This window comes from Streptomyces californicus (assembly GCF_000717645.1).
In the GTDB taxonomy this organism is placed as follows: Bacteria; Actinomycetota; Actinomycetes; order Streptomycetales; family Streptomycetaceae; genus Streptomyces; species Streptomyces californicus.
In genome coordinates this window covers 256,946-280,226 of the sequence record NZ_JNZZ01000019.1, presented here as the reverse complement: position 1 = coordinate 280,226, position 23,281 = coordinate 256,946, and the positions used below count along the sequence as shown (strand labels likewise).

Genomic DNA, 23,281 nt, shown 5'->3' with positions numbered 1-23,281 from the left:
GCCGGATCTCCAGGCGCTGGGAGTGGGGACGGGGGACGGGGGCTGCCGGGTCGTCGCGCCTCACGCGGTGGGGAGGATGTGGACGCTCACCGCGTACCCGCCGCCCTCGTGGTAGGGGTCGCCGCTCCAGGTCGCGTACCGCTGCCCCAGTGCCAGCCCGGCCCGGGCGCACCAGTCGTCGAACTCGGCGAGAGTCAGGGGCGCTTCCGCCAGCGGCAGGTGGGCCGCGTCCAGTCCCATGCCGGTGACCAGCAGGCCGCCGGGGCGCAGGGCGGCGGCGAGGTGGGCGACGACGGCTTCCCCGGTGCCGGGGGCGAGGAGGGGGATGACGTTGCCGGCGGCGAGCACCAGGTCGAAGTCGGCGTCCAGGCCGAGGGCGTCCAGCCGGGCGAGGTCGCCCGCACGCCAGTCCTGGCCGGGCGCTTCGCGCCGGGCGACGGCGAGCATCGAGGTGTCGACGTCCACGCCTGTGCAGCGGTGGCCCAGTTCGGCGAGGCGGATCGCGACGCGGCCGGTTCCGCAGCCCGCGTCGAGCACCTTGGCGGCGGGCTCCACCAGCGCGGTGCAGAAGGCGGCCTCCCCGTGGACGTCCTGGCCCGACGCGGCGAGCCGGGCGAAGCGCCGCGCGTACTCCTCCCCCGCCTGTCCCCCGGTGAGTTCCGCCCAGCGGTCGCGCTGCCCCGTCATGCTGTCCCGTTCTTCCGGCCGTCTCCCCCGGGCAGGAGCATAATCGAGCGGGCCGTACGGGGTTTCCCCCGCTCGCGTACGTGCCGCTTCCCGCCCGTGTGAGGGCGGCTGGTCACGGACGGTGGCCGACGGGGCGGGCGAGGACCGTCGCCAGGAGCCGTGACGTCCGGCTCCGGCGCCCCGTCGGCCGTCCGGCGCTCAGCCCTGTTCCTCCAGGGAGTCGGCGAACGCGCGCAGGGCGTCCGCCAGTTCCTTCTTCGTGGGCAGTTCGTCGACCTTCTTCTCCAACGCGTCGATCCGCTCCGCGAGGTCCGCGGGATCCGTGGGATCCGAGGGCGTGGGGCCGGGTCCGCCGGTGGGGGGCGGCCCGCTCGGGCTCGCGCTGGGCCCGGGCCCTCCGGAGGATCCGGAGACGCCGCCGTCCGTGCCGCCGGACCCGCTCACGTTCCCGCCGCTGTCCGAGCCGTCGGAACCGCCCTCGCTCACGCCCCCGACGGAGCCTCCGGAGCCGCTCGGGCTCCCGCCGTCGGAGCCGCCCGAGACCTCCCCGCCGCCGGCCGACGCCGGAGGCACGCTCTCGACCGGCGCCGGGCCGGCCGGCCCGTCGTCCGACGTGCCCACCGCGAGCGCGCCGCCGACGCCGAACACCACCGCCGCGGCCGCCCCGACCAGTGCTGCCATGACTCGTCTCGCCTGTGTCTTTCCCATGGTTGCCATGGTCCGGAGCGTAGCCAGAGCATGGTGGCGGAAGGACGGATTCCCCCATGTCCGCACGGTAGTTCGGCGGCTGCGGCTCGCCCTGCCGCCGCGCATCGCGCCCGATCGGCCGCGGCCGAAATGATCTTCAGGTTCGCTTCAGATCGGACTGTTACAGTGCAGTCCTGCGGCGGCGATACGCCGAGCGGCTCGGGCACGTCGTTCCACGAGCCGAATCATCCGGGACAGGGAGCGTAGGAATGCGCCGCAGGGAGATGCTGGCCCTCTACGCCGGTATCGCCGTGCTCCTGCTGGTGTCGACGTTCGCTCCCGGTTCCTTCGCGCAGGCGTCCCCCGCGGGCGACGCGGTGGCTCACTCCCCGGCCGTCTCCGTATGGGATCCGTCGGGGCCGGGCATGCCGCCGGCCGGCGCGGACGGTGACGCCACGCTGCAGCAGCGCCACAAGGCGGGGAGCGCGACCGCGTCCTTCCCCGTTCCGGCGGGGGTTTTCTGTGCATCGCCCGATCCGCACGACGGCACGGCGGTCATCACCCGGCAGCAGGCCGCGCACACAGGATCGCGGAGCCCTGTCCAGGCCCGGGTCCTTCGCTGCTGAGCAAGCGCGCCCTCCGAGCCTTTCCGCGCGTCCCCCCGCAGGACCACTGACCGCACGACCGCAGCCGACGGTTCGGCCGTCGCGCCGGCTCGTCGGACCGTCGCAGCTCGCCACGGTGGACGAACCGGGTGGTCTCCGGGCGCCGCCCGTCCGCCGATGAACGCGCGCCATGGCGCTTTCCCCTTGTTCACCGCGCATTCCGTCATGCGCCCCCTTTCCGCACGCACGGCCCGTGTCCCGTCGACAGCAGCCCGGAGCAGCGTGCTGCCGCGGCAGCGCACGGGCGGCTGGCGTGTTTCCCGACCGCACCTCACGAGGCCGGGTCGGCCGGTCATCCGGTCACGGCCCCGAACCATCCCTGGAGCAGACGCATATGCAGCACTTCCCCCTCGCCTCGGAGCCGACGAGCGGCATCGCGGGGTGGGCGACCGGCCTCGTCGAAACCATGGGAGGTCCCGGAGCGGGGCTGGCGATCGCGCTGGAGAACCTCTTTCCTCCGCTGCCGAGCGAGGTCATCCTGCCGCTGACGGGCTTCGCCGCGGGGCAGGGTGTGATCAGCCTGTTCTCCGCCCTCTTCTGGACGACGCTGGGGTCGGTGGTGGGCGCTGTCGCGCTCTACTGGATAGGCGCTCTCTTCGGCCGGGAGCGCATGTACGCCCTGTGGGAGCGGCTGCCCCTGGTGAAGGTGTCCGACCTGGAGAAGACCGAACGGTGGTTCCGGAAGCACGGGATGAAGGCCATCTTCTTCGGCCGGATGATTCCGATCTTCCGCAGCCTGATCAGCGTGCCGGCCGGCGTCGAGCGGATGCCGCTGCCGACGTTCGTGCTCTTCACCGCGCTCGGCAGTTTCATCTGGAACTTCATCCTCGTGATGGCGGGCTACCTGCTGGGGGACCAGTGGGATCTCGTGGAGCGCTACGTCGGAGTGCTTTCCAAGGTGGTGCTGGTCCTGGTCGTCGCGGCGCTGGTGGTGGCGGTCGTCCGCAGGGTGCGTGCCCGCCGGGGTGAGCGACGGAAGGACCGCGTGTGAGCGGTGCGGCGGACGGGCCGGCGCCGGCGGCCGGTGACGGCTCACCGGTGACCCGGCGGGGACCGCCGACGGGCTCTTCTTCACAGACGACCGTTGCACGGGGCCGCGCGCGGTGCGCGGACCATCGATCCGATCGACGAGGTGGCAGGCATGGCCATGTGGGACCGCATCAAGGAACAGGCCAAGGGGCTGCAGCAGCAGTCGCAGGGGGCCGGGCAGGCCTCCGGAGGCACGGCCGGGGGCCGGCAGCCGGGAGCGGGAGCGGGCGGCGGCTCGAAGGAGAAGCTGGTGGGGCTGCTCAAGTCCCAGCTGGGGTCGCTCAAGACCGAGCTGAAGAGCGGGGCGTACCGGGACGCGAGTATGGCGATGTGCGCGCTGGTCGCGGCCGCCGACGGCTCCGTCGACCCCGCTGAGCGGCAGCATGTGGAGAGTCTGATCCTGCAGAACGACGTTCTGCAGAACTTCCCCCCGGAGCAGTTGCGGCAGAGGTTCAACAAGCACGTCGACCAGCTGATGTTCAACTTCCCGCAGGGCAGGGCCGACGCCCTGCAGGAGATCGCCAAGGCGGCGAAGAAGCCGGTGGAGGCCAAGGCGGTCGTCCAGACCGGCTTCGTGATCGCCGGTGCGGACGGGTACATCGCCCCGGCCGAGGCCCAGGTGCTGCGCGAGGCGTGCACGGCGCTCGGGGTCTCCCCGCAGGAGTTCGGCCTGTGAGGCCGGTTCGAGAGCGCCGCGGGGCCGCACCCGCCCGGCTTCGCTGAAGGCTTCGCGCCGGGTCGCCGGAGGCGACGGACCCCCTCCGGCGACCCGTTCGCATCGAAGCGGAACCCGGTACAACCCTGTGTGTTCCTTGATCGTCTTATGGTGGCCGGGGCATCTCGTGCCACGGCGGGAGTACTACGTGTCCAGACACTGGAGAGCCATGAGACCCGTCTCCGTCCACCCCTTGGTCCGCTTCGGCGCCGGAGCCTTCGCGACCGCCGGAATCCTGCTGGCCGGCCTGGCGGCGCCGGCGTCCGCCGCGGAGTCCGACCAGCTGTGGATCGCCGCACCGTACGAGAAGAACCTGCAGGCAGGCGGGGCCGCCACCCCGGTCGAGGTCGGCCTGTACCACGACAACGACAACTTCACCGTGACGGACGGCCGTCTGACCGTCGACGTTTCCGGCCTCGCGGGCGTGGCCGAGGTGTCCTGGCCGGAGAACTGCGCGCCCAGCGGGACGAGCGCCCTGTGCTCCGTCGCCGAGGTGCCGGTGACGGGCGGGGACCACACCCCCCAGGTGCGGCTGGAGGTCCGTGCCGCGGACGGGGCAGAGGCGGGGGCCCGGGGCCGGATCACGTACGCGGCGAGTGCGACCGGCGGCCCGGACGGGACGCTGGAGGCTCCGCTGGACTCGTTCGACACGACGCTCACCGTCTCCTCCGGACCGGACCTCGTGCTGGACGGGCTCGACGCGATCGAGGGTGCCACCCCGGGGACGGTGCACACGGTGCCGCTCTCGGTGACCAACGCGGGCGCGGAGCCCGCCCAGGGCTTCACCCTGGGGATGATGGCGTCGCACGGCCTCGGGTACGAGTCGCGGTACGACGCGTGCACGTACACGCGGACGGGCGACGACGAGTACGCGCCCATGTCGCGGGCGGAATGCGCCTTCGACCGGGTGCTGCGGCCCGGTGAGACCTTCACGCTGCCGGAGCCTCTGCGGATAGCCGTGGCGGAGCACGCCCTCAGGGAGCGCCTCGACGTGGACGTGCGGCCCGGGGGCGGCGCCACGGACATCGACGAGGGGAACAACTACCGGATCCTCGCCGTGGACGCGGTGAACACGGCCGATTTCGCGGTGCGGGGGTCCAAGGTCTCCGGCGCGGCGGGCGAGACCGTGAAGGCCGCGCTCACCTTCCGGAACAAGGGGCCCGCCTGGATCGGCAACCTCGGCTCCGGTGACGCGGTCGCCCTCGTCGACTTCACCGTTCCCGAGGGCGTCACCGTCACCCGTGCGCCGGCCGCGTGCGACCCCCGCACGCTGGACGGCGGCTACCGGCCGGGCCGTACGGGCGCTCCGCGCTATGTGTGCGAGATGCCGTACTGGGTGCTGGAGGACGCGGTGCGCACGTTCCGCTTCGACCTGCGCGTCGACACGGTCGTGCCCGACGCCAAGGGACTGGTGGCCCTGCGTCCGGTGATCGCGGGCACGTCGTTCCCGCACGACCCGAAGCCGGGCAACGACAAGGGCTGGGTGACGGTCAACCCGACCCCCGCCGCGTAGGGCGTGCCCGGACGCGCAGGGCGTGCCCGGCGGATTCGGCCGGGTCCGCGATGACCGGCACGGCCTGTCCGATCCCGGTCCGCCGGACACGTCCTGACGGCCGCGGCCCGGTGGGGCGGGTGCCCACCCGCCCCACCGGGCCCGTTCCGGCGTCCGGCCCCGCGAGGGTCAGTCGTCGGTCAGGGTCACCGCCCCGACCGGGCAGGCCCGTGCGGCATCGCGTACCAGCGGGTGGCCTGCGGTGGCGGCCGTGCCACCGGGACGCACCTCGCTGAAACCGTCGTCGTCCTGTGTGAACACCTCCGGCGCGGTCAGCGCGCACATGCCGGCTCCCACGCAGCGTTCCCTGTTTACCTGGACGTCCACGCCGCTCACCAGGCCACGGGCAGTTCGAGCAGGCCCTGGATGGTGTCGCCGGGCTTGTGCCTCACCTCGTCCGCCGGTACGGCGAGCCTGAGCGCGGGCAGCCGTTCGAAGAGCGTGCGGAGCGCGATGTCGAGTTCGGCGCGGGCCAGGTTCTGTCCCAGGCACTGGTGGACGCCGAAGCCGAACGCGAGGTGGTGCCGGGCGGACCGCTCCCAGTCCAGGGTCTCCGGGTCCGCGAACACGTCGGCGTCGCGGTTGACGAGCGAGGTGGAGAAGAAGACGCCCTCCCCCTCGCGGATCGTCGTCCCGTCCACCTCGATGTCCTCGATCGCGAGGCGTTGCAGCCCCTCGGCGATGGAGAGGAAGCGCAGCAACTCCTCGACCACGACGGCCGTCGTGGTCTCCCCCGAGCGCAGCGCCGCCAGTTGACCGGGGTGGCGCAGCAGGGTGAACGTGCCGAGCGAGATCATGTTCGCGGTCGTCTCGTGTCCGGCGACGAGCAGGATCAGGGCGAAGGAGACGAGGTCCTCCCGGCTCACGGGTCCGTCCGGACGGTCCCGGTGGATCAGCTCGTCCAGCAGCCCCTCCCCCGGATCGGCGCGTTTGCGGTCGATCAACGCGCCGAGGTACTCCTCCAGTTCGACGCGGGCCGCGTCCACGTCGTCCGCGCCCGGACCGCGCAGGAGCCGGCGCGAACAGCCCTCGAAGAGCGCGTGGTCGGCGTAGGGCACGCCGAGGAGGGCGCAGATCACCATGGACGGCACCGGCAGCGCGAAGTCGGCGACCAGTTCGGACGGCGGCCCCTGCCGCTCCATGGCGTCCAGCAGCCGGTCCACCGTCTCCTGGATACGGGGGCGCAGCGCGGCGATCCGTTTCACGGAGAAGCTCGGGATGAGCATCCTGCGCTGGGTGTTGTGCTCGGGGTCGTCGACGCCGAGCAGGGCCACACGCCGCTGCCGGGTCTGCGCGAACCGCTCGGCCGGGACGGGGAAGGCGGGGTGGGTGCGGTCGGTGGAGAGTCGGGGGTCGGCCAGGAGGCGGCGGGCCAGGGCGTGTCCGGTGACGGCCCAGACCGGGCGTCCGTCGTAGAGCGTGACCCGGCTCAACGGCCGGTCCGCGCGCAGCGGTTCGTACCCGGTGGGCGGGTGGTAGGGGCACTCGCGGTCCTGCGGGAACGGTGGGGCGGAGGTCGGTTCGGTGGTGGCGCCGGTGAGGGCGGCGTCCTGGCGGGCCGGTTCCGTCGTGGATTCCGTCATGGGATCGGTCGCCTCGCAGTGCTCGGTGATAGGTCCGGAGCGGGCCGCTCCGGACCTCACACCCAATTGGATGCCTCAGGCACCTAATACGTCGACACGTGGATCGGCCACTTCGCGGGACCCCGCGATCTGGCTGGTGCCGTTCGCACAGATCCGAACAGCCGCGCATGCGCCGAGGTCGGACGGTCGCGGCCCCACGACGGTGGCGAAAACGCCACCCGCGCGGGGCCGGATCCGTTCATGAACGCGTCCGGAACGGAACGGTGGCGTCCGCACCGGAGGGCCCTGTCCGTCGCGTTGCGGAGACCGGCCCGGCCGTCGCACTGCGGAGACCGGTCCGGGAGCACCGGCGCCCGCACCGTTCTCCGGGGGCGGAACGAGCGACCGCGACCCGCGCGTTGGGCGAGCGGGAGGCCGGACGGCGTCACGCCGTTCCGATCAGGCTGTGGAGGATGGTCCTCTCGGCGAGGTAGAAGACGAGAGCGCCCACGGGTGCGAGCACGGCGCACAGCCAGGAGCGGCGCGCCCCGGTGCGCGCGAGGTAGACGGTCAGCAGGGCGGCCAGCAGCGCGCCGACGGCCAGGAAGACGGTCGCTTCCCCCCAGTAGCGGAGCGCCAGCCCCATCCAGAGCCCCTCCCCCAGCACCACCATGGCGACAACGGCCCCGGCGACCGCTCGCAGGTCGCCCCGCCCGCGCCGTACGGTCCACCCCGCCCATCCCAGCAGGGGGCCTCCGGCCATTCCGGCCACCGCCCAGACGGCGGCGGTTCCGAGCCCCCCGCTCCCGAACGTGCCCCCGAGGGCGGACGCCGCGTAATAGCCGCAACAGGTGGCGAGCATCATCAACGCCCCGCCCCAGACGGCGAGCCACCGGGAGCGGAACAGCGCACCGGCCGCGGCGGTCCAGATGATCCAGGTGGACGTCGAGTTCGTCGCCCGGTCCAGCACGGGGGTCAGTCCGTGCAGGCCGTACGTCGCCCAGCCGAGCAGGAGCCCGAAGAGGGCGGTCGCGGTGAGGACGGCGACGGGAGTGTTGAGGGTGTCGCGCCGGGACGCGGTCAGAAGAGCCATGGTCCGGAACTATACATGGCATGTATACCCTCGATGCATAGCCAGCGAGGGGACGGGGCTCGCACCGCCCGTCCCGTGCCCGCGCGACGCCCGCACCTTCCCCATGGCGGACCCGGTCGAGAGCCTCCGGGCGCGCCCTGGGCGCCGGATGCGTGACGCACCCGACGCCGCACGGTGTCAGATTCCGCGCGGCTACGCGGTCTGTCCCGTGTGGGCACGGCGAAACGGCACGGGACGCGCCGCCGGAGCCCTGCCCTCACGCGCACCTCCGCGGATTCGCCGCGGGGCCGGGAGAAGGAACCTCCGCCATGAAAGCCGTCATCGTCTGCGTCTCCGTGTCGCACGGGAACACCCTCCGGGTCGCCGACGCCATGGCCCGGGTGCTGGGCGCGAGCGTCGTCACCCCGGAGGAGGCCGACCCGAGGGAGCTGGCCGCCGCCGATCTCGTGGGGTTCGGCTCGGGTGTGTTCCACGGCAGGCTTCACCCCCGCCTGACCGCCTTCGCGCGCACCCTCCCCGCCACGCGGGGCCCGAGGAGTCCGCGGGCCCGCGCGTTCGTCTTCGCGACCAGCGGCCTCCCCGAAATCCCGATGGCGCCGTTCACCCGGCCGCTGACCCGCCTGCTCGACAGCAAGGGGTTCGACGTGCACGGGCCGGCCTTCGCGTGCCGCGCCTTCGACACCTGGGCGCCGTTCAGAATCGTCGGCGGCCTCAACAAGCGGCGACCGGACGCCGACGACCTGTCAGCCGCCCGCTCCTTCGCCGAGCGCCTGCGGGAGGAGTCGGGCCGGGCGGTCTGACCGCCCGCGCCCAGCCGCTCCTTGCGGCACCGCGCGGGTACGGGATCACGCGGTCACCTTGGCGATGAACGCGGCGAGGTTCGCGACGGTCCGTTCGATCTGCTGCTCCAGCGTGAGGGACTCGCGGAGCCGGCCGCCCGTACCCGCGTCCTTCTTCCGCCGTACGTAGAGGGAGCAGGCGAGGTCGCTGCACATGTACGCACCGACCGAGTTGCCCTGCTGGCCCGCCTTGCCCGACTTGGGCGCCACCAGGAGGGAGACGCCCCCGGTGTGGACGGTCACGCAGATCGAGCACATGCTGCGGCGGGTCTGCCAGGAGCCCGCGTCGGAGGAGCGGAGCTGGACGGCGATTGGCCTCTCCCCGGTCGGCAGCACCACATACGCCCGGTCGGGGGCCTGCGGGTCGCGCCAGCCCAGGAAGTCCAGGTCCTCCCAGGGACGGTCGGCCAGATCGCGGGGCACGGACAGGCGCTTGGCCTCGCCCTTGGTGCAGTTCACGAAGGCGGTACGGATCTCTTGCTCGGTCAGGGGCTTCATACGCACCACGCTAAGTTGCCTAAAACTATTAGGCAAACGTATATTTCTTTAGGCAATCATCGGGAGATCTTCGAGGAGTGGCATGGTGCGAGCAGGGCTGGACGCGGAGAGCGTGGTCCGGGCCGGAGCCGAGCTGGCGGACGAGATCGGTTTCGAGCAGGTGACCCCGTCGGAGCTCGCCCGCACGCTGGGCGTGCGCACCGCGAGCCTGTACTCGCACGTGAGGAACGCCCACGACCTCCGGACGCGGATCGCCCTGCTGGCCCTGGAGGAGCTCGCGGACGAGGCGTCCGCGGCCATCGCGGGGCGGGCGGGCCGGGACGCGCTCGGCGCTTTCGCCGACGCCTACCGCGACTACGCGCTCCGGCACCCCGGCCGTTTCGCCGCGGCCCGGTACCGGCTGGACCCGGAGACGGCCGCGGCGAGCGCGGGCCCGCGGCACTCCCGGCTGACACGGGCGATCCTGCGGGGCTACGACCTGGACGAGCCGCGGGAGACGCACGCGGTGCGGCTCCTGGGCGGATTCTTCACCGGCTACGTGGAGTTGGAGGGGGCCGGTGGTTTCAGCCACAGCTCCCCGGGCTCCCAGGAGAGCTGGACGGAGATTCTCGACGCGCTCGACTCCCTGCTGCGGAACTGGCCCGCCCCCTCCTGACCCCGCGCACATCCCGTATCCCCCTCACGAAGAACGAAGAGACCGAGCACATGAGCACCCCCCACGGCTGGACCACCACCCCGATCACCACCGGCATCCTGCGGGGCGCCCTCGACCTGGAGCGCACCGGGCGCGGGGTCCTGCCGCACCGGCTGCCCGCAGCGGCCCGGCGGCAGATCCCGGACGGCCAGCTCGCCATGGCCGAGTCGCAGCCCGCCGGGGTCCGGCTGGCGTTCCGCACCCGGGCCACCACCGTGGAGCTGGACGTGGTGGCCACCAAGCGGGTCTACGTCGGGGCGCCGCCGCGGCCCGACGGGGTGTACGAGCTCCTCGTGGACGGCCGCCTCGCGGGCCGGGCCACCGCCGCCGGCGGGGACACGCTCACCATCGACATGGCCGCGGGGACGGCGGAAAGCCTGCCGGGCCCGGCGGAGACGCTCCGCTTCACCGGGCTCCCGGAGGACGAGAAGGACGTCGAACTCTGGCTCCCGCACGACGAGACGACGTGCCTGGTCGCGCTGCGCACCGACGCTCCGGTCCTGATCACGCCGCCGAACGGCCGGCCGGTCTGGCTGCACCACGGCAGCTCCATCAGCCACGGCTCCAACGCGACCACGCCGACCGGCACCTGGCCCGCCCTCGCGGCGGCCGGCGGCCGGGCCGACCTGATCAATCTGGGCTTCGGCGGCGGTGCGCTGCTCGACCCCTTCACCGCCCGCGCCATGCGCGACACACCGGCCGACCTGCTCAGCGTCAAGATCGGCATCAACGTGGTCAACGCGGACCTGATGCGGCTGCGCGCGTTCGGCCCTGCCGTCCACGGCTTCCTCGACACCCTCCGAGAGGGGCATCCCACCACTCCGCTGCTGGTGGTCTCGCCGATCCTCTGCCCCATCCACGAGAACACCCCGGGGCCGTCCGCCCCGGACACCCGCGCCATGGGCGAGGGGAGGCTGCGGTTCCGGGCCGCCGGCGACCCGGCGGAGGTCGCGGCGGGGAAGCTCACGCTCACCGTCATCCGGGAGGAGCTGGCCCGCGTCGTCGGGCAGCGGGCGGCCTCCGACCCCCACCTGCACTACCTGGACGGGCTGGAACTCTACGGCGCGAGCGACCACGCCGAACTCCCGCTGCCCGACGCCCTCCATCCGGACCCGGCCGCCCACCGTCGTATCGCGGAGCGGTTCGCCCGGCACGCCTTCGGTCCCGGCGGGCCGTTCGCCCCGCACGGCGGGTAGCCGCGCGGGCCGAGCACGGTGACGGGCCGACAGCCGTGAAGGCCGGGGACGGGCCGGAAGCCGGACGGCCGGAATCAGGCGGGGCCGGACGGGCGGGAGCCGGAGCGTACGGCCACGGCGTCCCGCCCTCCGGCGTCCGCTCCGGTTACGGGGCGTCCACCAGGACCCGGCCGTCGGCCGGCGCGAGGGAGGCGAGGCCGCGCGCGTAGGCGGACTCCACGCGGGACCGTTCGGCGGCGTTCGGAACCGCGTTCGCGCAACTCGTCCCGGCGCTGGATCCCGACATCAGCTGCGAGCAGGGACCGGGCTTGGTGTCGGGCAGCCCCAGGCTGTGGCCGAGTTCATGGGCGGCGATACGGGTCTTGTCGTGCCCCTGCGCGACCGCCTGGCTGCCCAGCTCCACCCGGGCCTGGCCGCCGGGGCGGACCGGGCCGAGGGTGGCCTGCGGCCAGCCGCTGGTGGCCACGATCTGGATCTCGGCACGGGTGCCGGGGGCGGCCTCGACGAGCTTGACGTTGCCGACGTTCGCGTTCCAGGAGGCGACGCCCGCGGCGATCGCGGCCTCCCAGCCAGCGGCCCTGCTGTCGTCGTAGCGGAGCGTCACCGCGGCCGCCGCGCTCTCCGCCGCCGTGGCGGGGGCGGGAGCGGCGTACGAGGCCGTCGCCGTGGCCAGGGTGATCGCCGCGGCGACTCCGGCCGTCTTGAACCATCTCGAATCCAGCATTGCTGTCCCTTCACTCATGGGGGGCTCGGCTCCACGGGGAGCCGGGCGAGTGGGAGGGCGGTCGGCTCGCGGGGAGCCGAGCGGCCACGACGGCCGGTCTCCGCTCTCCCGGGGCCGCAGGAACGTATGCCGCGAACGGACCTTGATCATGCACCTGCCATTCACGTCTGGCCGGAAACGCACCCTCACCCGTCGGCGGCACGAGGCCCGGCACCGCCGGGGACCGGTTCCGTACCCTGGGGGCATGCGCATGCGACCCACGCTCAGCTGGACCTCCGCCGAGGAACCGCCGCCGGGCACGACCGACCTGGAACCGGTCGTCGAGGCGCTGCGCGGCGGAGGCGTTCTGGTGCTGAGCGGGGCGGGCATCTCCACGGAGTCGGGCATCCCCGACTACCGGGGCGAGGGCGGGAGCCTGAGCCGCCACACCCCGATGACGTACCAGGACTTCACCGCCGACGCCGCGGCCCGCCGCCGCTACTGGGCGCGCAGCCATCTCGGCTGGCGTACGTTCGGCCGCGCCCGGCCCAACGCCGGGCACCGGGCCGTGGCCGCGTTCGAACGGCGGGGGCTGCTCTCCGGCGTGATCACCCAGAACGTCGACGGCCTGCACCAGGCCGCCGGCAGCGAGGGCGCCGTGGACCTCCACGGACGGCTGGACCGGGTGATCTGCCTGTCCTGCGGCGATCTGAGCGCGCGGCGCGAGCTGGCGCGCCGGCTGGAGGAGGCCAACGAGGGCTTCGCGCCGGTGGCCGCCGCGATGAACCCGGACGGGGACGCCGACCTCACGGACGAGCAGGTCGGGGACTTCACCGTGGTGCCGTGCGTCGTCTGCGGCGGCGTCCTCAAGCCGGACGTGGTGTTCTTCGGGGAGGCCGTGCCCCCGGAGCGGGTCGAGCGGTGCCGCGCACTGGTCCGCGGGGCGTACGCCCTGCTCGTCCTGGGGTCCTCGCTGACCGTGATGTCCGGCCTCCGGTTCGTCCGCCAGGCCGCCGACGCGGGTACGCCGGTACTGATCGTCAACCGGGACGCAACCCGGGGCGACCGCCACGCCGTGACCCGCGTCGCCCTGCCGCTGGGGCCGGCCCTCACCGCCGCGGCCGGCCGGCTCGGTGTCCCCCTCCCCGACGGCGCGACGGCCTGACACCGAGCCCGGGCGGCCACGGGGTACGTCGGCGGCCCCGCCGGACACGGGGGGCCGACCGCGCCTCGCCGTGACTCTGCGCGCACAAGGCATTACCGGTATAGATGCTTATGGGTAGTTTTCCGCCAGGTCTGTCGGGTACCCCGCAGAGAGAGCGGAGTGCGACGGCCTCGCGGGGTGGGCGACCGCCCGCGCCGCCCCGTAACCCTTCGCACACCGCCTTCCGGGCGTCGAGACAGCAAGGAGCAACCGTGCCCTCAGTACCCTCCATCACCCTCAACAACGGCGTGACGATCCCCCAGCTCGGCTTCGGCACCTTCCAGATCCCGCCGGACGAGACCTGCGAGACGACGGTCGCCGCCCTGGAGACCGGCTACCGGCACATCGACACGGCGCAGATGTACGGCAACGAGAAGGAGGTCGGCCAGGCGGTCCGGGAATCGGGGCTCGACCGTGCCGACGTCTTCGTCACGAGCAAGCTGAACAACGGCGCGCACGCCCACGACGAGGCCCTCCGGGCGTTCGACCGCACCATGGAGGAACTGGACCTCGACTACCTGGACCTCTTCCTCATCCACTGGCCCCTGCCGGGCGGTTCGGGTGACTTCGTGGAGACCTGGAAGGCCCTGGAGGAGATCTACCGGTCAGGGCGCGTCAAGGCGATCGGGGTCTCCAACTTCCAGGAGAACCACCTGCGCCGTCTGCTGGACGACAGCACGGTGGTGCCCGCGGTCAACCAGATCGAGGTCCACCCGTACCTCACCCAGGACGCCCTCCGCGCCTTCGGGGCTGAGCACGGCATCGCGACCGAGGCGTGGTCCCCGATCGCCCAGGGCAAGGTGCTGGCGGATCCCACGATCACCCGCATCGCGGAGCGGGTGGAGCGGACCCCGGCGCAGGTGGTGCTGCGCTGGCACATCCAGCGCGGGGACATCGTCTTCCCCAAGTCCGTGACGCTGAAGCGCATCCAGGACAACTTCGCGCTCTTCGACTTCGAGCTGACCGAGGGGGACATCGGCGAGATCTCGGCCCTCAACCGGGACGAGCGCACCGGCCCCGACCCGGACACGTTCAACGGCTGAGCGGGACACGGCCGCACGCGGGCCCGGCCCGGGGACACCCCGGGCCGGGCCCGCGCCGTGTGGCGAGGGCATGGGGCGCGCCGCCGCCGCTACCGGGCGAACGTCCTGAGGTTTTCGGCGAGCGAGCTGATGGCCGCCGGGTTGCGCGGGCTCTCGACGAGGTCCACGTAGTCGAGGACGACGATCCGGTCGTTCTTGATCGCGGAGACTCCGGCGAGCGGCTTGTAGCTCTTCAGGAACTTCCGCTTCTCCTCCGCGCCGGTGTCACCGTAGTCGTTGATGACGATGACCTCGGGGTCGCGGTCGACCACCGTCTCCCAGCCCACGGTCGTCCAGCTGTCCTCGAGGTCCTTCATGATGTGGTCGCCGCCGGCCTTGGTGATGATGTCGTGCGGTCCGGCGTACGCGCCCGAGGTCAGCGGCTTGTCCTTGCCGTCGTCGTACAGGAAGACGCGGAGGCGGTCGTCGCCCGTCGCCGCCCGGGAGCGCGCGTCGGCGAACTCCTTGCGGAAGGAGGTGATGAGGGTGTCGGCCCGGTCCTCCACGTCGAAGATCTCGCCGAGGTTGCGCAGGTCGGTGTAGAGCGCTTCGAGCGGGGGCATGACGCCGCGGGCCTTGCCCTGGCCGTTGCGGCACGACTCGCTGAGCAGGTACGAGTCGACGCCCACCCGCTCCAGCTCGGCGGGGGTGAACCCCTCCCCCTCGTTGAAGCCGTAGTTCCAGCCGGCGAAGACGAGGTCGGCGCGGGCGTCGAGGACCAGCTCCTTGTTGATGCGGTCCTTGGAGAGCCATGTGGTCTTCTTGTAGCCGCCCTTCCACGGCACGGAGGTCATGTCGCCCTTGTCGTCGGGCATGACGTATCCGGCCATGTGGTCCTCGAGTCCGAGGGCGAACATGATCTCGGTGATGCCGACGTCGTTCGTCACGACGCGCTCCGGGGCCCGGTCGAAGCGCTTCTTCTCGCCGCAGTTCTCGACGGTCACCGGGTAGTGGCCGTCGGCGGCGGACGTGCCGCCCTCGCCGTCCTCCCGGGAGGTGACGTCGGCTCCGCAGCCGGTGAGGGCCAGGGCGGCGGCGAGGAAGAAGGCCGCGGGGCGCAGGGGGTGGGGCATGGTGGTCGGGCTCCTCAGGGTGCGGGGTGGGCGGGCGGAAGGTCGAAGAGGAGCTGGAGCGCTCCGGTCTCGGGGTGTGCGACGCGATGGGCCCGTACGCCGAAGACGTCGGCGAGCAGGTCTGCAGTGAGGACGTCGTCCGGCGTCCCGGAGGCCACGATCCGGCCGCCGGCGATGACGTGGAGGGCATCGCAGTGCAGGGCCGCGAGGTTCAGGTCGTGCAGGGCGGCGAGGACGGTCGGGCCGCTGGCCCGGACGAGGCGGAGGACTTCCAGTTGGTGGGCGATGTCCAGGTGGTTGGTGGGCTCGTCCAGCACCAGGACCCGTGGTTGCTGGGCGAGTGCGCGGGCGATGAGGACCCGTTGCCGCTCTCCGCCCGACAGGGTCAGGAAGCCGCGCTCGGCCAGGTGAGCCGCACCGACGTCCCGCAGCGCCCCGTCGCAGACGCGGCGGTCCTCGTCGGTTGTCCGGGCCACCGGCCCCTGGTGGGGCGTCCGTCCCATGGCGACGATCTCGGCGACGGTGAAGTCGAATTCGGCGACCGCGTCCTGCGGCAGCGCGGCGAGCCGCCGTGCGCCCTCCCGGGTGGTCAGGGCGTGCAGGTCCTCACCGCCGATCCTGACGGCTCCGGCCGAGGGGCGCAGGGCCCGGTAGACGCAGCGCAGCAGGGTGGACTTGCCGCTGCCGTTGGGCCCGACCAGACCGACCAGCTCTCCGTCGGCCGCGCCGAGGGTGACCTCGTCCACCAGGCGTGCGCCGGCGATCTCGACGGTGAGCGCGTCGATGTCGATCCGCATCAGATGCCCCCGAAGGAGTAGGCGCGTCGGCGCATGAGGAGGATGAAGCAGGGAACGCCGATGACCGCCGTCAGGACGCCCACCGGGAGTTCGGCCGGGGCGAGCACCACGCGTGAGAGGACGTCGACCCAGATCAGCAGGACGGCCCCCGCGAGGGGCGCGACGGCCAGGAGTCTGCGGTGGTCCGCCCCGACCAGCATGCGTGCGGCGTGCGGGACCATCAGTCCGACGAAGCCGATCGCTCCGCTGACGGCGACGACGGCCCCGGTGACGGCGGCGGAGACGAGGAAGAGTTCCCGGCGCAGCCGCCGGGGGTCGACGCCGAGCGCGGCGGCGGTCTCGTCGCCCATGGCGAGGGCGTTCAGCCTGCGCGCGGACCAGGCGAGGTGGGCGAGGCCGGCGAGTACGGACCCGGCGGCGATCGGCACGGCGGCCCAGTTGGCCCCGCTGAGGCTGCCCAGCAGCCACATCATCGCGGAGCGGGCCGCTTCCCCGCGCTCGGCGGCGAACACCATGAACGTGGTGACGGCGGAGAACCCGTAGTACATCGCGGTGCCCGTCAGGACCAGCCGGAGCGGGGTCAGTCCGCGTTCGGTGCGGGCCACCGCGTACACGAGCGTCATGGCGAGGAGGGCGGAGGCGAACGCCGCCGTGGACAGGGCCCAGACGCCCAGCGCGCCCATGGCCCCGAAGATGAGGACGGCGTTGGCGCCGACCGCCGCGCCGGAGGAGATGCCGAGCACGAACGGGTCGGCGAGCGCGTTGCGGACCATGGCCTGGACGGCGACGCCGATGGCGGACAGTCCGGCCCCGACGACGGCGGCCAGCACGGCGCGGGGCAGGCGCAGTTCCCAGACGATGGTGTACGCCGGGACCTCGTCGGGGCCGATCGCCCCGCCGGTCAGCCCCGCCCACAGATAGCGCGTCACCTCCGCCCAGGAGAGCCCCGACGCCCCGAGCGCCGCCCCGCAGAGCAGCGAGACGGGCAGGGCGAGGCAGAGGCCGGTCAGCAGGAGGGGCAGGGGGACGCGGCGGAGCGGCGCCGGTCCGGTGCCGACGCGCGCGGGACGCGGGAGCTCGGCGGGTATGCGGTCGAGGGACGTGGCCACGGGGGCGGTCGCTTTCGCCTCGGGCCGTGCGTCGCGCGGGGAGGTGCGGCCGCGGCCGGCGGCCGTCCCGCACAGCGCCCTTTCGCAGTCCACGGCGAATGGTCAGGAGCCTTCTCCCCCACGGGTGATCGGGCTCGTGGAACCGGGGGCTCCACCTACCGTTGCGGGTCAGCGCCGGATTTCGACCGGACTTCCCCCGCGGGGACATCGCAGCTTAGCGCGTACGTTCGGGCCGCCGTCGGCGAGGGCGGGAGGGGCCGGTCACACGGCGGGAGCGGGTGCGGGAGGCAGCAGCTCCGTCATCACGGCGCGCGGCAGCGACGGGTTGGCGGCGGCCGCCTCGGCTGACCGGACGTCGGCGCCCGTCACCAGGGCGGTGATGGCCTGCGGGGGGAGCGCCGGGTGCCCGGCGGCCACGACGCGCGCCTCGGGATCGTCCAGGCAGGCGAGGAGCGCGGGGGCGGTGGCGTTGGCATGGCCGGCGATCGCCCTGAGCGCCTTGCGCACGGGTGGCCGGCGCCGGGCCAGCTCGGCCAGGAGCGCCGGGGTCGCGTCGGGGTTGGCCGCGATGCCGGCGATGACCTGGACGCCGTGCCGACGGGCCAGATCGCGGAGCCGGGGCTCCGCCAGCCCGGGGTGCGACGCGACGGCACCGGCCACCTTGGCGTCGGGGTCGGCCGCCAGGGCGTCGAGAAGGCCGGCGGGGAGGTCGCGTCGTCGCGCCGCGAGCATGCGTACGGCCGGGTCGGCCGATGCGGCGAGAGCCGCGATTTCGGTGGGCGACGCGGAGTCCGTCTGGGGCAGCGGCGCGGTGCCGGTCCTCGTGCCGCTCGCCAGGCGGGTGAGCACGTCGAGCGGTATGCGCGGGTTCCCGGCGAGCGCTCGCCGGACATCGTGGCAGGCGTCGTCGGCGAGCGCGCGCATCACGTCGTCGCCGATCGCGGGATTCTCGGCCAGCTCGGCGCGGATCCCGGGGACGGGGTCGCGGGCCAGCGTCTCGTACGCCTCCGGGGGCAGGTCGCGGCGGGCGGCGAGCGGCCATCGCAGCAGCCGCGAGGGGTGGTCGGCGAAGGGGGTGACGGCTTCGGCGGGGGTGGTGGGGTTGTGGAGAGCCGCCCGGAGCAGTTCGTGTGCCGCACAGGTGTGGAGGCCGTCCCAGGAGGGCTCGGGCGCGGGGTCGTGGTCCGGCGTCAGGCCGTGGTCGGGCGACGGCGGTTCGCCTTCGCGGGCCGGGCAGTGGTGGGGTGCGGGCGGCCCGTCGCCGTTCAGCAGGGAGGCCAGTGCGGACGGGGGTGTCGCTTCGTTGGCCGCCACCGCGCGACGCACCTCGGTGCGCGGGTGCGCCGCGAGCCGGGCGGCCACGTGCGCGGGGGCCCGCAGGGCGGCCTCCGCGACGACTCGTGTCTCCGGGTCCGTCAGCAGGGCGTCGAGCACGTCGGGCGGCAGGTCCGGGCAGGCGGCCAGCTTCTCCCGGTGCTCGACGACCGGATCGGCCGCGAGGCGGCGCGCCCACGCGGCGGGGCCCGCGCCCGTGTCGAGCAGGGCGAGGGCCACGTCGGGACGGGCCCGGGGGTCGATGTCCGCCGCGGTCAGCCGGCCCTCGTACGCGAGACGCACCGCGCTCTCCTCGACCCGCCCGGCCAGGGCGACCGCCTGGGCGTGGCTGAGGTCGGAGCGGACGGCGAGGCGGTCGGCCGTCTCGTCGTCGGCGACGGCTATCAGCCGGTCGACCAGGGCGGGCGGCAGGTTCTCGTTCGCGGCGAGCCCGCGCAGGAGGTGGTTCACGGAAGGCATCCTGCCGGGTCGGCGGCCGGCGCGCAGGTCGTTTCCGCAGGCGCGGACGGCCGGGGAAACGCGGTTCGGCGACCGGCGCGGGGAGCCGCGTTCACCAGTGGACGCGCGCCGCCACGGGCAGGTGGTCGCTGCCGGTGGCGGGCAGCACCCAGGCGCTCGCGGGCTTCACACCGCGTACCAGGATCTGGTCGATGCGTACGACGGGGAAGGCGGCCGGCCAGGTGAACCCGAAGCCCGCTCCGGCCACCTCCTGGGCCGGTTCCATCCGCGCGGTGAGGGCGGTGTACGCGCGGTCGTCCGGGGTGCCGTTCAGGTCGCCGAGCAGCACCACCCGCTCGGTCTTCTCGGCGGCGACCGCCCGGCCCAACGCCTCTGCGCCGGCGTCGCGCTGCCCCGAGGCGAGGCCGGCCCGGGGATTGACGCGGACCGACCCGAGGTGGGCGGCGTACACCGCGAGCGGTCCGCGGTCGGTGGCCACGGTGGTGCGCAGGCCCCGGTTGTCGACCAGCTTCTCCTCGGCGGGTTTGGCGGCGCCCAGCGGCCCGGCATCCATCGCGACGTCGACCGGGCGGGTGTCCGACAGCGGGAACCTGCTCCACACCCCGACCGTGCCCAGCACCGTGTGGTGCGGGTACACCGCGGCAAGTTCCCTCTCGTACGTCCCCCGGGCGTGCGCGGCCAGCTCCTCCAGGGCCAGCACGTCCGCACCGGAGCCGGCGAGCGCGCGGGCGGTGCCGGTCGGATCGGGGTTCTCCGCGCCGACGTTGTGGGAGACCACCATGAGGTCGCCGGCCGGGTGGGTCTTGTCGGTGAGCAGCCCGCCGAAGAGGTTCAGCCATGCGGCGGCCGGCACCAGCAGGGCGAGCGCGGCGGAGGCGGAGCGGCGCAGCAGCGCACCGGCCGCCAGCGGCAGGATCAGCAGGCCGAACCAGGGGAGGAAGGTCTCGACGAGGCTCCCGAGGTTCCCGATCCGGTTCGGAACGCTCGCGTGCAGCAGCAGGAACAGGCCCAGGAGCACCGCAGCGGCGGCGAGCAGCGGGCCGCGCCGCCACACGCCCGGCCTGCGGGGCGCGTCCGCCGCACCCCGGCCGTCGGTGGCGCCGGGGTCCTCGCGCGTACCGCCGGTGCCGGGTGTGCCGGGCGGGCGCGGTCGCCCGGCCGTGCCGTCCCCGTTCACCGGGTCGGGGTGGGAGGCCGTCGTCCGTCCTCGTTCGCCGCCGTCCGCGGTCGCGGCCGAGGGGTCGTCGGGCCGATGCCGGGGGTCCGGGCGGGTACGGGAGGCCGGCGTGCGCGCCGACAGCGGAGATCGCGTCATGCCGCCAGTGAAGGCGGGGCGCGGTTGCCCGCGCGTATGCCCTTTTCGATACGCCGACCATAGGTGCCGGCTCCTACCATCGGACGCATGCGTGTGCTGATCGTCGAGGACGAGCCCTTTCTGGCGGAGGCCATCCGCGACGGTCTGCGGCTGGAGGCGATCGCCGCCGACATCGCGGGGGACGGCGGCACCGCGCTGGAGCTGCTGGGCGTCAACACGTACGACATCGCCGTCCTCGACCGTGACGTTCCGGGTCCCTCGGGTGACGAGATCGCCCGGCGCATCGTCGCCTCCGGCAGCGGCACACCGATTCTCATGCTGACCGCCGCCGACCGGCTCGACGACAAGGCGTCGGGGTTCGAACTCGGCGCCGACGACTACCTGACGAAACCGTTCGAACTGCGGGAGCTCGCTCTCCGGCTCCGGGCTCTCGACCGCAGACGGGCCCACAGCAGACCTCCTGTCCGGGAGATCGCGGGCCTGCGGCTCGACCCGTTCCGCAGAGAGGTGTACCGGGACGGGCGGTATGTCGCGCTGACCCGGAAGCAGTTCGCCGTCCTTGAGGTGCTGGTCGCCGCGGAGGGCGGAGTCGTCAGCGCCGAGGAGCTGCTCGAACGCGCCTGGGACGAGAACGCCGACCCGTTCACCAACGCCGTGCGCATCACGGTGTCGGCTCTGCGCAAACGTCTCGGGGAGCCCGGGATCATCGTGACGCTGCCGGGCGCCGGCTACCGCATCGCGGCGACGCCGGAGGCCGGGGGCGGTGCGGGCCGTGGCCGCGGGCGGGGCTGACGTGGTCGGGGCGGAGGGGGCCGGGGCCAGGCGGCCCGGGTTGAGCGTCCGCCTCAGGCTCACCCTCAGCTACGCCGGGTTCCTCATGGTGGCGGGCGTCCTGCTGCTCGCGGCGGTGTGGGTGTACCTCCTGGAGTACGTGCCCGACGACTGGAACCAGCGCATGCTGTACCAGAACCCCAACCGTCAGCTCCTCGCGTACACCTTCGCCCCGGCGGCCGCCACCGTCCTGGGGATCCTTCTCGTGTTCGGTCTGGTGGGCGGGTGGTTCCTGGCGGGGCGGATGCTCGCCCCGCTGACCCGGATCACGGAGGCCACCCGCACGGCCGCGCGGGGCTCGCTCTCCCACCGGATCAGGCTGCCGGGCCGTGGGGACGAGTTCCGTGAACTGGCCGACGCGTTCGACACGATGCTGGCGCGGCTCGAAGCGCACGTCGCGGAGCAGAGGAGGTTCGCCGCCAACGCCTCCCACGAACTGCGCACGCCGCTCGCGGTGTCGAGGACGCTCCTCGAAGTGGCCCGCGCCGATCCCGGCCGGGCGACCGGCGAGGTCATCGACCGCCTGCACGCCGTCAACAACCGGGCGATCGACCTCACCGAGGCGCTGCTGCTGCTCAGCCGCGCCGAGCGGGGGACGTTCGCACGGGAGCACGTCGATCTGTCGCTGATGGCGGAAGAGGCCGCCGAGACCCTGCTCCCCCTCGCGGAGGGACGCGGTGTCACCGTCGAGGCGCACGGCGACATCGCCTTCACGACCGGATCACCGGCCCTGCTGCTCCAGCTGACCACGAACCTGGTGCACAACGCGATCGTCCACAACCTGCCGGAAGCGGGCACCGTCCGGGTCACCACGAGCGTCCGCCCCGGGGCGGTGGAGCTGGCCGTCGAGAACACCGGGGCGCCGCTCCCGGCCGAGCTGGTGCCGACGCTCACCGAACCGTTCCGGCGCGGCGTGGAACGGCTGCGGACCGACGACGCGGGCGTCGGCCTCGGGCTGGCCATCGTCGAGACCATCACGCGCGCCCACGACGGGACGCTCGCTCTGGCGGCGCGCCCGGGCGGCGGGCTCCGCGTCACGGTGGTGCTTCCCGCCGCCGCCCCGCGCGCCGACGGGTGAGCGACGGCGGCCGGGGGCCGTACGGCAGGATGGGACCATGAGCGTAGTCAAGATCAATGTGCTGACCGTCCCCCAGGAACAACGCGAGACGCTGGAGAAGCGCTTCGCCTCCCGCGCCCACGCCGTGGAGAGCTCCGACGGCTTCGAGTGGTTCGAGCTGCTCCGGCCCGTCGAGGGCACGGACGACTACCTCGTCTACACGCGCTGGCGTGACGAGGAGTCCTTCCAGGCGTGGATGGAGGGACCGATGAAGGCGGCCCACCAGGGCGGCGGCGCCCCGAGCGGCGAGCGCCCGAAGCCTGCGGCCAGCGGTTCGACCGTGTGGTCCTTCGAGGTCGTGCAGCAGGCGGCGCCCAAGCAGGCGTAGCCCTCCTCGTACGCGTACGGGCGGGTGGTGGCGCGGCCACGCCCGTCCGGTGCGGTGCGGCCGAGCAGGGCGGGCTCGGCGGGCGGACCGGCCGCCGAGCCCTGCGGCTGCCCGTCCCCTCGCCGCTCCCGTCGCGGTTCCCGGCTGCTGGCCCGTGTGCGTCAGCGGTCGGTCGGCGGCAGTCCGGCGAGACCGGTCTCACGCATCACGCGTTCCACGGTCGTCTCCAGGGCGCTGTCGTGGCCGATCACCGTCTCGACCCCGCCGGGCAGCAGGTCTCCGGGGCGGTACCACTCTCGCAGGTGGCTCTCGTGGACCTCGTCGGCGATCGGTTTGGTCGCGTGCCGGGCCACGGTCTCGGCGAACGGCACGTCCAGGTAGTACCCGTGGGTCGGCCCGCGGTGGTCCGTCCGCAGCCCGGCGAGCATGGCGCCGTAGTGGTCGGCGTAGAGGATGCCCTCCACCACGACGTGGTAGCCGGCGTCCAGGGCGTAGCGGGCCGTCAGGTCGATCAGACCGATGTTCGCCTCTCCGGGACGGTCGCGTTCGCGCAGCACGGTACGGCGGATGGCGTCCTGGCCCACCACCGCCAGTCCACGCCCGAAGGCGGAGCGCAGCGCGGTCGCGACGCTCGATTTCCCCGATGCGCTGTTGCCGCGCAGAATGATCAACCGGGTCTCTTCGGTGCCGACCTTCACGGAGCCCACGGTA

Annotated in this window: 25 protein-coding genes; 12 read left to right on the top strand and 13 right to left on the bottom strand. The window is 73.5% G+C overall.

All coding sequences use genetic code 11. The features are described 5' to 3' along the window. Window positions 1-60 precede the first annotated feature (60 nt). Together IF19_RS0125245 and IF19_RS0125240 are read right to left on the bottom strand one after the other, a co-directional pair. Window positions 61-687: a class I SAM-dependent methyltransferase gene (locus IF19_RS0125245; protein ID WP_030116160.1), complete on the bottom strand. Its 627-nt coding sequence runs from the start codon at window positions 685-687 to the stop codon at window positions 61-63. A gap of 198 nt (window positions 688-885) precedes the next feature. Next, window positions 886-1,404 (bottom strand): hypothetical protein, encoded by a 519-nt coding sequence (locus IF19_RS0125240; protein WP_234310496.1) that lies wholly within the window; start codon window positions 1,402-1,404, stop codon window positions 886-888. A 239-nt stretch (window positions 1,405-1,643) separates the two neighbouring features. On the opposite strand from IF19_RS0125240, the gene IF19_RS0125235 reads away from it, so the two are divergent. The 4 genes from IF19_RS0125235 to IF19_RS0125220 all read left to right on the top strand — a co-directional run bounded on the left by IF19_RS0125235 (window position 1,644) and on the right by IF19_RS0125220 (window position 5,296). Then, window positions 1,644-2,000 carry a hypothetical protein gene (locus IF19_RS0125235; protein WP_030116162.1) on the top strand — a complete coding sequence of 119 codons (357 nt, stop codon included), beginning with the start codon at window positions 1,644-1,646 and terminating at the stop codon, window positions 1,998-2,000. Between the two features lie 373 nt (window positions 2,001-2,373). After that, window positions 2,374-3,030: a DedA family protein gene (locus tag IF19_RS0125230; RefSeq protein WP_030116163.1), complete on the top strand. Its 657-nt coding sequence runs from the start codon at window positions 2,374-2,376 to the stop codon at window positions 3,028-3,030. A 150-nt stretch (window positions 3,031-3,180) separates the two neighbouring features. Continuing rightward, window positions 3,181-3,744, top strand: coding sequence for a tellurite resistance TerB family protein (locus IF19_RS0125225; protein ID WP_030116164.1), 564 nt, complete (start codon window positions 3,181-3,183; stop codon window positions 3,742-3,744). A 208-nt stretch (window positions 3,745-3,952) separates the two neighbouring features. Continuing rightward, a complete protein-coding gene (locus IF19_RS0125220; RefSeq protein WP_030116165.1) occupies window positions 3,953-5,296 on the top strand; it encodes a COG1361 family protein in 1,344 nt (447 codons plus the stop codon). Window positions 5,297-5,464: 168 nt separating this feature from the next. Here IF19_RS0125220 and IF19_RS1000000138445 read toward each other — a convergent pair whose 3' ends face one another. The 3 genes from IF19_RS1000000138445 to IF19_RS0125205 all read right to left on the bottom strand — a co-directional run bounded on the left by IF19_RS1000000138445 (window position 5,465) and on the right by IF19_RS0125205 (window position 7,990). Then, window positions 5,465-5,671 (bottom strand): ferredoxin, encoded by a 207-nt coding sequence (locus tag IF19_RS1000000138445; RefSeq protein WP_030116166.1) that lies wholly within the window; start codon window positions 5,669-5,671, stop codon window positions 5,465-5,467. Continuing rightward, window positions 5,668-6,918 (bottom strand): cytochrome P450, encoded by a 1,251-nt coding sequence (locus tag IF19_RS0125210; protein ID WP_030116167.1) that lies wholly within the window; start codon window positions 6,916-6,918, stop codon window positions 5,668-5,670. Before IF19_RS0125210 ends, IF19_RS1000000138445 begins: the two co-directional genes overlap by 4 nt. Window positions 6,919-7,342: 424 nt before the next feature. Beyond that, window positions 7,343-7,990 carry a DUF6518 family protein gene (locus IF19_RS0125205; RefSeq protein WP_030116168.1) on the bottom strand — a complete coding sequence of 216 codons (648 nt, stop codon included), beginning with the start codon at window positions 7,988-7,990 and terminating at the stop codon, window positions 7,343-7,345. 308 nt (window positions 7,991-8,298) lie between these two features. Between IF19_RS0125205 and IF19_RS0125200 the strand changes: the two genes are divergently transcribed. Beyond that, window positions 8,299-8,790, top strand: a complete 492-nt coding sequence (locus IF19_RS0125200; protein ID WP_030116169.1) for a flavodoxin family protein — start codon at window positions 8,299-8,301, stop codon at window positions 8,788-8,790. Between the two features lie 45 nt (window positions 8,791-8,835). On the opposite strand, the gene IF19_RS0125195 is transcribed toward IF19_RS0125200, so the two are convergent. Continuing rightward, window positions 8,836-9,327 carry an FBP domain-containing protein gene (locus tag IF19_RS0125195; RefSeq protein WP_030116170.1) on the bottom strand — a complete coding sequence of 164 codons (492 nt, stop codon included), beginning with the start codon at window positions 9,325-9,327 and terminating at the stop codon, window positions 8,836-8,838. Window positions 9,328-9,409: 82 nt separating this feature from the next. Between IF19_RS0125195 and IF19_RS0125190 the strand changes: the two genes are divergently transcribed. After that, window positions 9,410-9,982, top strand: a complete 573-nt coding sequence (locus tag IF19_RS0125190; protein WP_030116171.1) for a TetR/AcrR family transcriptional regulator — start codon at window positions 9,410-9,412, stop codon at window positions 9,980-9,982. A 50-nt stretch (window positions 9,983-10,032) separates the two neighbouring features. Further along, window positions 10,033-11,217 carry an SGNH/GDSL hydrolase family protein gene (locus IF19_RS0125185; RefSeq protein ID WP_030276985.1) on the top strand — a complete coding sequence of 395 codons (1,185 nt, stop codon included), beginning with the start codon at window positions 10,033-10,035 and terminating at the stop codon, window positions 11,215-11,217. Between the two features lie 145 nt (window positions 11,218-11,362). On the opposite strand, the gene IF19_RS0125180 is transcribed toward IF19_RS0125185, so the two are convergent. Next, complete coding sequence (locus IF19_RS0125180) at window positions 11,363-11,941, bottom strand: snapalysin family zinc-dependent metalloprotease (protein WP_030116174.1); 579 nt, start codon at window positions 11,939-11,941, stop codon at window positions 11,363-11,365. Between the two features lie 250 nt (window positions 11,942-12,191). Here IF19_RS0125180 and IF19_RS0125175 point away from each other — a divergent pair, with 250 nt between their 5' ends. After that, window positions 12,192-13,085: an NAD-dependent protein deacetylase gene (locus IF19_RS0125175; protein WP_030116175.1), complete on the top strand. Its 894-nt coding sequence runs from the start codon at window positions 12,192-12,194 to the stop codon at window positions 13,083-13,085. A 251-nt stretch (window positions 13,086-13,336) separates the two neighbouring features. Further along, window positions 13,337-14,167, top strand: coding sequence for an aldo/keto reductase (locus IF19_RS0125170; RefSeq protein ID WP_030116176.1), 831 nt, complete (start codon window positions 13,337-13,339; stop codon window positions 14,165-14,167). A gap of 89 nt (window positions 14,168-14,256) precedes the next feature. Here the strand turns inward: IF19_RS0125170 and IF19_RS0125165 are convergent, their stop codons facing one another. The 5 genes from IF19_RS0125165 to IF19_RS0125145 form a co-directional block, all read right to left on the bottom strand. Continuing rightward, window positions 14,257-15,279, bottom strand: coding sequence for an ABC transporter substrate-binding protein (locus IF19_RS0125165; protein ID WP_030120609.1), 1,023 nt, complete (start codon window positions 15,277-15,279; stop codon window positions 14,257-14,259). A gap of 14 nt (window positions 15,280-15,293) precedes the next feature. Next, window positions 15,294-16,076 carry an ABC transporter ATP-binding protein gene (locus tag IF19_RS0125160; protein ID WP_030116178.1) on the bottom strand — a complete coding sequence of 261 codons (783 nt, stop codon included), beginning with the start codon at window positions 16,074-16,076 and terminating at the stop codon, window positions 15,294-15,296. Beyond that, window positions 16,076-17,185, bottom strand: coding sequence for a FecCD family ABC transporter permease (locus IF19_RS0125155; RefSeq protein ID WP_030116179.1), 1,110 nt, complete (start codon window positions 17,183-17,185; stop codon window positions 16,076-16,078). Before IF19_RS0125155 ends, IF19_RS0125160 begins: the two co-directional genes overlap by 1 nt. 261 nt (window positions 17,186-17,446) lie before the next feature. Next, complete coding sequence (locus IF19_RS0125150) at window positions 17,447-18,970, bottom strand: hypothetical protein (protein ID WP_030116180.1); 1,524 nt, start codon at window positions 18,968-18,970, stop codon at window positions 17,447-17,449. Window positions 18,971-19,070: 100 nt separating this feature from the next. Next, window positions 19,071-20,294 carry an endonuclease/exonuclease/phosphatase family protein gene (locus tag IF19_RS0125145; RefSeq protein WP_234313227.1) on the bottom strand — a complete coding sequence of 408 codons (1,224 nt, stop codon included), beginning with the start codon at window positions 20,292-20,294 and terminating at the stop codon, window positions 19,071-19,073. A gap of 87 nt (window positions 20,295-20,381) precedes the next feature. Between IF19_RS0125145 and IF19_RS0125140 the strand changes: the two genes are divergently transcribed. Genes IF19_RS0125140 through IF19_RS0125130 form a run of 3 tightly spaced genes read left to right on the top strand, consistent with a single transcriptional unit; the run spans window position 20,382 to window position 22,570 of the window. Beyond that, window positions 20,382-21,086 carry a response regulator transcription factor gene (locus IF19_RS0125140; protein ID WP_030116182.1) on the top strand — a complete coding sequence of 235 codons (705 nt, stop codon included), beginning with the start codon at window positions 20,382-20,384 and terminating at the stop codon, window positions 21,084-21,086. A 40-nt stretch (window positions 21,087-21,126) separates the two neighbouring features. Next, window positions 21,127-22,203: a sensor histidine kinase gene (locus IF19_RS0125135; protein ID WP_030116183.1), complete on the top strand. Its 1,077-nt coding sequence runs from the start codon at window positions 21,127-21,129 to the stop codon at window positions 22,201-22,203. A gap of 37 nt (window positions 22,204-22,240) precedes the next feature. Further along, window positions 22,241-22,570: an antibiotic biosynthesis monooxygenase family protein gene (locus tag IF19_RS0125130; protein ID WP_030116184.1), complete on the top strand. Its 330-nt coding sequence runs from the start codon at window positions 22,241-22,243 to the stop codon at window positions 22,568-22,570. Window positions 22,571-22,731: 161 nt separating this feature from the next. On the opposite strand, the gene IF19_RS0125125 is transcribed toward IF19_RS0125130, so the two are convergent. Then, on the bottom strand, window positions 22,732-23,277 hold the full coding sequence (locus tag IF19_RS0125125) for an AAA family ATPase (RefSeq protein ID WP_030116185.1): 546 nt from the start codon (window positions 23,275-23,277) through the stop codon (window positions 22,732-22,734). Window positions 23,278-23,281 lie beyond the last annotated feature (4 nt).

Bases quoted from the DNA above. Each gene is read 5' to 3' on its own strand.
- IF19_RS0125225 (WP_030116164.1), top strand. From the start codon at position 3,181: ATGGCCATGTGGGACCGCATCAAGGAACAGGCCAAGGGGCTGCAGCAG.
- IF19_RS0125180 (WP_030116174.1), bottom strand. From the start codon at position 11,941: ATGCTGGATTCGAGATGGTTCAAGACGGCCGGAGTCGCCGCGGCGATC.
- IF19_RS0125210 (WP_030116167.1), bottom strand. From the start codon at position 6,918: ATGACGGAATCCACGACGGAACCGGCCCGCCAGGACGCCGCCCTCACC.
- IF19_RS0125245 (WP_030116160.1), bottom strand. From the start codon at position 687: ATGACGGGGCAGCGCGACCGCTGGGCGGAACTCACCGGGGGACAGGCG.
- IF19_RS0125235 (WP_030116162.1), top strand. From the start codon at position 1,644: ATGCGCCGCAGGGAGATGCTGGCCCTCTACGCCGGTATCGCCGTGCTC.
- IF19_RS0125220 (WP_030116165.1), top strand. From the start codon at position 3,953: ATGAGACCCGTCTCCGTCCACCCCTTGGTCCGCTTCGGCGCCGGAGCC.
- IF19_RS0125200 (WP_030116169.1), top strand. From the start codon at position 8,299: ATGAAAGCCGTCATCGTCTGCGTCTCCGTGTCGCACGGGAACACCCTC.
- IF19_RS0125230 (WP_030116163.1), top strand. From the start codon at position 2,374: ATGCAGCACTTCCCCCTCGCCTCGGAGCCGACGAGCGGCATCGCGGGG.
- IF19_RS0125165 (WP_030120609.1), bottom strand. From the start codon at position 15,279: ATGCCCCACCCCCTGCGCCCCGCGGCCTTCTTCCTCGCCGCCGCCCTG.
- IF19_RS0125185 (WP_030276985.1), top strand. From the start codon at position 10,033: ATGAGCACCCCCCACGGCTGGACCACCACCCCGATCACCACCGGCATC.
- IF19_RS0125130 (WP_030116184.1), top strand. From the start codon at position 22,241: ATGAGCGTAGTCAAGATCAATGTGCTGACCGTCCCCCAGGAACAACGC.
- IF19_RS0125240 (WP_234310496.1), bottom strand. From the start codon at position 1,404: ATGGCAACCATGGGAAAGACACAGGCGAGACGAGTCATGGCAGCACTG.
- IF19_RS0125205 (WP_030116168.1), bottom strand. From the start codon at position 7,990: ATGGCTCTTCTGACCGCGTCCCGGCGCGACACCCTCAACACTCCCGTC.
- IF19_RS0125175 (WP_030116175.1), top strand. From the start codon at position 12,192: ATGCGACCCACGCTCAGCTGGACCTCCGCCGAGGAACCGCCGCCGGGC.
- IF19_RS0125160 (WP_030116178.1), bottom strand. From the start codon at position 16,076: ATGCGGATCGACATCGACGCGCTCACCGTCGAGATCGCCGGCGCACGC.
- IF19_RS0125195 (WP_030116170.1), bottom strand. From the start codon at position 9,327: ATGAAGCCCCTGACCGAGCAAGAGATCCGTACCGCCTTCGTGAACTGC.
- IF19_RS0125140 (WP_030116182.1), top strand. From the start codon at position 20,382: ATGCGTGTGCTGATCGTCGAGGACGAGCCCTTTCTGGCGGAGGCCATC.
- IF19_RS0125145 (WP_234313227.1), bottom strand. From the start codon at position 20,294: ATGACGCGATCTCCGCTGTCGGCGCGCACGCCGGCCTCCCGTACCCGC.
- IF19_RS0125190 (WP_030116171.1), top strand. From the start codon at position 9,410: ATGGTGCGAGCAGGGCTGGACGCGGAGAGCGTGGTCCGGGCCGGAGCC.